The following is a 6,325-nucleotide window of genomic DNA, read 5'->3' as shown; positions in this document are numbered from 1 at the left end:
GTCCATGCGGAAGCTCTCGCCGTTGAGGTAGTCCTGCTCGACGATCGCGTTCGCCAGCTGCGCGTAGTCCGACGGGCGGCCGAGGCGCGACGGGAACGGGATCGCGGCCTCGAGGGACTTCTGGAACTCCTCGGTCAGGCCCTTGAGCATCGGGGTCTCGATGGTGCCCGGGGCGATGGTGTTGACGCGGATACCGAACTGCGCGAGGTCGCGTGCAGCGCAGATGCCCATCGAGTACACGCCACCCTTCGAGGCGGCGTAGGCGATCTGGCCGACCTGGCCCTCGTAGGCGGCGACGGACGCGGTGTTGATGATGACGCCGCGCTGGCCGTCCTCGTCGACCGTGTCCTGGGTGGACATGGCCTCGGCGGCGAGCCGCAGCACGTTGAACGTGCCCACGAGGTTCACCGAGATGGCGGTCTCGAACAGGTCGAGGGCGTGGACGCCCTTCTTGGAGACGATGCGGGCGGCCGGGGCGATGCCGGCGCAGTTGACGACGACGCGCAGTGGCGCGGCCTCGGTGGCCTTGGCGATCGCGGCCTTGACGTCGTCCTCGCTGGTGACGTCAGCGGCGAGGAGGGTGATGCCCTCATCGATGCCCTGCTCGACGGCCTTGTCGATGGACTGCTGGAGGTCGAGGCCGAACACGACCGCGCCCTTCTCGGCGAACGAACGCGCGGTGGCGTTTCCCAGGCCGGAGGCGGCACCGGTGACGATGACGGAAGCACCCTTGATGTCCACGGGCGATGTCCTTTCTGTTGACGACGCAAGCACTAGGAAGTGCAAGCATTAACGCCTCCAGTGTCCCAGACCGGTCGTCAGCGCACGTCGAAGGCCGGGCTCTCCCCCCTAACGGGGAACAGACGCCCGTCGATCCCGCGGCCCGACGCCGTGTACACCACGCGGTAGGCGCCGGCCGGGGTGCCGGGCGGGATGTCCCAGGTGATGAGCGCGTTCGTCACGGTGAGCAGGCCCTCGAACACGATCATCGTGGACCAGTCGCCGTCGTCGTGGACCCGTACCCACCGGTCGCCCTCCCGGCGCTCGATAGCGAGGTAGGTGTCTCCCCGGCGCAGGTCGGAGTTGGGGTGGGTGCCACAGAACCGCACCACGACCCGCTGTCCGATGCGGTACTCCGTGAGCGGCGGGTCCAGGACGTCGCCGAAGTTCCGCAGCGGTGCCGGGGTGTCGACGAGCGGGTTGCCCAGCGGGGATACGGGGATCTGTCCGGTGAGGTCCCGTTCCGAGGTGCCCGGGTCGAGCGGGGTGCCCGCGCGCATCGAGCGGGCGAGCTCCGCGGCCGTCTGCTGGATCGCGGGGAGCGTCCACGGCCCGAAGATCGTCGCGCCGCCCTCGTAGTTCTGGGCCGAGTACTCCTCGGGCGTCGTCACGTAGTGCCCGTAGGCGTTTGAATACCCCTGGACGGTGACGTGGTCCTCGGCCACGCCGAGTTCGGCCGCGAGCGTGCGCCGCAGCCGTAGACCAGCCACCAGGGTGGGTTCGAAGCCGAGGGTGAACAGATAGTGCCCGCCCAGGCGTACGAGGTGGAACGGGTACACGCGCTGGACGGCCTGCGGTACGAGGCCCACCGGGAGCAGGACGTCCTTGGCGCCGTGCGCCTCGCGGAGCCAGGCGGGGATCACCACGTCGGTGATCGCGGCGACGACGGGGTTGCCGCCGCGGTCGCCCTCGGCGAACGGCAGCTCGTCCCCGCCGCCGCCGTCCTCCTGGCTGCCCGACGCGAATGACGCGCCGAGGGCCGCCACCGTCGTCCGGTGGGGGCGCCCGTCGCCGGTGAACTCGGGCCGCACCTCGACGGCCGACATGTCCACCCAGCGGTGCCGGACGTCGATCCCGTTGCCGAGCGGCCGGACCCCCTTGTCCACCTGGTCGCGCGCGGCCGCGAACTGTCGCTCGCCGATGATCCGGGTGTTGAGCCACTCGTCGGGCGTCGGTCCCCGGCCGGGGGCCAGGTCGAGGTTGGGGCTCACGTCGCCCGGGTTGGTCTGCGCGAACGCGGTGACCAACTCCGGCGTGCGGCCGTCGAGGTAGTCCTGCCCGGCCACCTCCCGCTCCCAGTGCCATGCGGCGAAGCCCTTGTTGTCGGAGGACGCGATCGTGTTGTGGGAGGTCATCGAGGTGGCGTGGACGCCGAACCAGTTGAGCACGCCCACGAGCCGGCCGTCGCGGGTGATCTGCAACGACTGCGACCGCGGGTCGATCCCCGCCGGGAACTGCGCCCGCTCCTCGGGGGTGTCGCGGTCGAACGACCCGAGGGAACGCTGGACGCCGGCGTCGTGCAGCGCGCCGGTGGTGACCCCGACGCTCGACGGCGCGAGGTCCTGGAGCGCCATCCGTGCGGCGTCGACGATCCCCGCCACGTTGGCCTCGAACGTCACCGGCCGGAAGCCCAGCATCGACAGGTCGACCATCGGATGGCCGGATGTCCCGCCGGGTGCCACGTGGGTGTGCGTGGCGGTGATGACCACGTTGCCCTCGTGGTAGGTGTCGCCGAACTCGGCGGCCAACCGGCGCAGCACCTCCTGCTGGATCGACTGGAAGACGAGACCGATCTCGGCGGTGACGTGGAGGAACCGGGGTGACGACGGCGAGTCGGCAAAGACGAAGGCGCGGGCCCGCTGCCGCAGATGCAGCCCGACGGACTGCTGCTCGGTGTCCGCGTACCCGTTCATGCCCGCGCCCAGCGGCTCTCCGGTCATGTCCCCGATGCCGCGGCCGACGTAGATGGCCGTGGACTGGCCCTGTGCCACGGCTGGCAGGAGTGACTGCAGCGCGGCGACCCCGCCGAGTGCGGCGGCCCCGCCCAGGACGGTGCGGCGGTTGACGGCCATTCGGTTGGCGGACATCGACTCTCCCCGGGTGCGCGTATCGCGGTGACTCGCATCCCCGCATCGGGAAGTGACGCTACCCAAGTGGACGCTCGTCCGGGGTGTCCTCTGCGTGCCGGACGGACGAGCCGGGCGACAAACGAGCAGCGGCCCGGGTGGGGAGGTCCCCACCCGGGCCGCTGCGTGCTCTGCTGAGCCGTGAGGCGCTAGGCCGGTGTTCAGCCCTTGGCGGCGGCGTAGCGCTCGGCCACGTCCGCCCAGTTGATGACGTTCCACCAGGCCTTGACGTAGTCCGGCTTGACGTTCTTGTACTGCAGGTAGAAGGCGTGCTCCCACATGTCCAGCATGAGCAGCGGGGTGATGTTGATCGAGATGTTGCCCTGCTGGTCGGTGAGCTGCTGGATGATCAGGCGCTGCCCGATGTGGTCCCAGCCCAGGACGGACCAGCCCGACCCCTGCAGGGTCGTGGCGGCGGCGTTGAAGTGGGCCTGGAACTTGTCGAACGATCCGAACTCGGCGTCGATCGCGGCGGCCAGCTCGCCCTCGGGCTTGTCGCCACCGTTCGGCGACATGTTCTTCCAGAACACGGAGTGGTTGGTGTGGCCACCGAGGTGGAAGGCCAGGTTCTTGCTCAGCAGCGGGGCCTTGGCGGCGATGCTGCCGTCCTCGCGGGCCTCGGCGAGCTGCTCGATGGCGTCGTTCGCGCCCTTGACGTAGGTCGCGTGGTGCTTGGAGTGGTGCAGCTCCATGATCTCGCCGGAGATGTGCGGCTCGAGAGCGCCGTAGTCGTAGTCGAGATCGGGAAGAACGTACTCGGCCATAGTGGAGTGTCCTTTCAGTTGGGTGGCGGGCTGCGCACGGGAGTCCCCGTGGCGCCCGTCACGACGTCCACCTCCACCATAGTGATCCGTCCACCGGTGCGTCGTGCTGCGCGACCGCGGGCTGCCAGCCGAGCCGATGGCCTGCCATGATCGGGGTCGTGGATCACTCTGATACGGCCCCGGCCGGCGGCATCATCTCCGTGTCGGCCGTCGTGCTCACCCGACCCGACGGTGCGGTGGCGACCGTCCGCAAGGCGGGCACCGACCGGTTCATGTTGCCCGGCGGGAAGTGGGAGGCCGGGGAGTCGCCCCGGGCGTGCGCCGCCCGGGAGATCGACGAGGAGCTGGGGGTGGCCATCGCCCCCGATCGGCTCACCCCCCTGGGGCGGTTCGACACCGCGACCGCCAACGAGCCCGGCTTCTCCCTGGTCTCCGAGGTCTTCGCCGCCGAGGTGGACGGCGGGCAGCAGCACCGGGCCGAGATAGCGGAGTTGCGCTGGGTGGCGGCCGCGGAAATGGCCCACATCGCGACGCTGCCGGAGGACGCCTGTGCGCCGTGGGCCCCGCTGCTGGTGCGCGTCGCCCGAGACTGTCTGACGTGATGACCGTCCCTGGTCAGATCACCAGGAGGACGACGAGCACGAGCAGGAGCGCCAGGGCGACGGCGACACTCACGTGGAGGTTGCGGCGACGGACGTGATCGCTGCAGCCGGACCCCTCGAAGGGCTGCGGCGGCTCGCCGTCGAGGATGGCGCGCAGGCGCTGCGCGGCGGGCTGTGTAGCGGTCACGTCGAGCTCCCCCTCGGTCGAACTGGTCACCACCCTAGCGCCGACTATGGCATTGGTCACATCACGTCCGGATCACGAACGGGCCGGAGGGTTACCCTGGCGGCATGGGCTGGCTACAAGACGCGATCAGACACTCCGCCATGCGTACCGCGACCACGGTCGTCGACGCCGAGGCGGCGCTCCCGGGCCGCGCCGACCCGGTGCCGGTGGCGCCGGCGAACATCGTCACCGGAAACCCGATGGTCCCGCCGTTCCCGGAGGGGCACGAGACGATCGTGCTCGGCATGGGTTGTTTCTGGGGTGCGGAGAAGGTGCTCTGGCAGCTCGACGGCGTCTGGACCACCGCCGCCGGGTACGCCGGCGGGTGGACGCCGAACCCCACCTACGAGGAGACCTGCACCGGGGCGAGCGGCCACACCGAGGCCGTGCTGGTGGTCTTCGACCCCGAGGTACTGCCGGTGGAGAAGCTGCTGGCCACGTTCTTCGAGTGGCACGACCCCACGCAGGGGATGCGCCAGGGCAACGACAGGGGAACCCAGTACCGCTCGGCCATCTTCACCACCACGCCGCAGCAGCTGGAGGCGGCCCGCCGCATCGCCGAGGGCTACCAGAAGGAGCTCGACGCCGCCGGTTATGGCCCGCTGACCACCGAGATCGGCGAACTGGGGGAGGTCCGGTCCGGCACTTTCTACTACGCCGAGGACTACCACCAGCAGTACCTGGTCAAGAACCCGGGGGGCTACGACTGCCACGTGCGCAGCGGCGTCGCCTGCCCCATCTGACCCCCATCTGACCGGGGGCTCCCGCGCCTGACCGGGCGCGGGAGCGGAGGGTCGCGCCGAGGGGTCAGGCGCATCGGACATGCGAGAGGGCCCGGCAGGATCTCTCCTGCCGGGCCCTCTCGTTAATTCCGAAGGACGTCAGATCGCTCTGACGTCAGATCACATCGGGGTGATGTTCTCCGCCTGCAGGCCCTTGGCGCCCTGCGCGACGTCGAAGGAGACCTGCTGGTTCTCCTCGAGCGAGCGGTAGCCCGAGCCCTGGATGGCGGAGAAGTGGGCGAAGACGTCGGCCGAGCCGTCGTCGGGGGCGATGAAGCCGAAGCCCTTGTCAGCGTTGAACCACTTAACGGTGCCGGTAGCCATATTGGCGTCCTTTCGAGAGTCGGTACCCCGCTTGTCGGGGTCCCGGGTGCTGCAGCAGAGAGCGTGCTGTGTGTTTCCCTGCGGTGCCGCACTGCCCTCTCTCGAGGACGGTGGATCTACAGAAATACAACGAACGATTTCAACTACTGAGGAAGACCATACACACGCCGTCGCGATCCGTCACCCCTGATGTGACGACGGCTACATGTGCTGCCTGATCTCGTCCGCCAGAACGAGGGCGTGGTTGTGCTCGGTGTCCTTCGCCGCATAGGCCAACACCAGGTCGTCGCGGGCCGCCAGCGTCGCCAGGCGGCCCACCTCCCCGGCGGCGGGATCGCGTGACAACTCCTCCCGATACCTCTCCGCGAAGTGCTCGAAGTCCAGTTCACCGCGGTGGAACCCCCGGCGCAGGTCGGCGGACGGAGCCACGTCCCGGCACCAGTCGTCGTGACCGAGGGAGTCCTTGCGTACGCCCCGCGGCCACAGCCGGTCCACGAGGACGACGTGGGCCCCCGCCGGGTCGGCCTCTCCCGAGACGAGGTCGTGGACGCGCACGCAGTAGACGGACATGGACCCAGGCTCCGGCACAGCGCCGTCCGACGCCACCCGGGCTGTGCCAGCATGGTCGCCATGACCACACCGCGGCGGCAGGGGCAGTGGCGCTGGGTCGCGCACCCGCCGTGGCGACCCCCCACGCCCGTGACGCGGCCGCCCGTCCCGC

The 6,325-nt window shown here is 69.9% G+C and carries 8 protein-coding genes; 2 read left to right on the top strand and 6 right to left on the bottom strand.

Annotation, left to right across the window (positions count from 1 at the left end; genetic code table 11):
* The 3 genes from G6023_RS08490 to G6023_RS08480 all read right to left on the bottom strand — a co-directional run.
* A partial coding sequence (locus G6023_RS08490; protein WP_182634986.1) for an SDR family NAD(P)-dependent oxidoreductase occupies positions 1 to 741 on the bottom strand: 741 nt, incomplete at its 3' end.
* 77 nt (positions 742 to 818) lie between these two features.
* Positions 819 to 2,867, bottom strand: coding sequence for a neutral/alkaline ceramidase (locus tag G6023_RS08485; protein WP_182634984.1), 2,049 nt, complete (start codon positions 2,865 to 2,867; stop codon positions 819 to 821).
* Between the two features lie 200 nt (positions 2,868 to 3,067).
* The gene (locus tag G6023_RS08480) at positions 3,068 to 3,670 is read right to left on the bottom strand and encodes a superoxide dismutase (RefSeq protein ID WP_067714888.1); all 603 of its coding nucleotides are present in this window, start codon (positions 3,668 to 3,670) and stop codon (positions 3,068 to 3,070) included.
* Positions 3,671 to 3,828: 158 nt separating this feature from the next.
* On the opposite strand from G6023_RS08480, the gene G6023_RS08475 reads away from it, so the two are divergent.
* Positions 3,829 to 4,272 carry an NUDIX hydrolase gene (locus G6023_RS08475; RefSeq protein WP_227022110.1) on the top strand — a complete coding sequence of 148 codons (444 nt, stop codon included), beginning with the start codon at positions 3,829 to 3,831 and terminating at the stop codon, positions 4,270 to 4,272.
* A 13-nt stretch (positions 4,273 to 4,285) separates the two neighbouring features.
* On the opposite strand, the gene G6023_RS08470 is transcribed toward G6023_RS08475, so the two are convergent.
* Positions 4,286 to 4,489, bottom strand: a complete 204-nt coding sequence (locus G6023_RS08470) for a hypothetical protein (RefSeq protein ID WP_067714882.1) — start codon at positions 4,487 to 4,489, stop codon at positions 4,286 to 4,288.
* Positions 4,490 to 4,563: 74 nt separating this feature from the next.
* Here G6023_RS08470 and msrA point away from each other — a divergent pair, with 74 nt between their 5' ends.
* Positions 4,564 to 5,241, top strand: coding sequence for a peptide-methionine (S)-S-oxide reductase MsrA (gene msrA / locus G6023_RS08465; protein WP_069389754.1), 678 nt, complete (start codon positions 4,564 to 4,566; stop codon positions 5,239 to 5,241).
* A 159-nt stretch (positions 5,242 to 5,400) separates the two neighbouring features.
* Here the strand turns inward: msrA and G6023_RS08460 are convergent, their stop codons facing one another.
* Both G6023_RS08460 and G6023_RS08455 read right to left on the bottom strand, forming a co-directional pair.
* Positions 5,401 to 5,604: a cold-shock protein gene (locus G6023_RS08460; protein ID WP_007629661.1), complete on the bottom strand. Its 204-nt coding sequence runs from the start codon at positions 5,602 to 5,604 to the stop codon at positions 5,401 to 5,403.
* A gap of 201 nt (positions 5,605 to 5,805) precedes the next feature.
* Positions 5,806 to 6,174, bottom strand: a complete 369-nt coding sequence (locus tag G6023_RS08455; protein WP_069389755.1) for a DUF488 domain-containing protein — start codon at positions 6,172 to 6,174, stop codon at positions 5,806 to 5,808.
* Positions 6,175 to 6,325 lie beyond the last annotated feature (151 nt).

Source organism: Dietzia sp. DQ11-71, from assembly GCF_014144995.1.
Classification (GTDB): domain Bacteria; phylum Actinomycetota; class Actinomycetes; order Mycobacteriales; family Mycobacteriaceae; genus Dietzia; species Dietzia kunjamensis.
The sequence above is the reverse complement of the archived record's forward strand: the minus strand, read 5'-3'. Positions and strand labels throughout refer to the sequence as shown.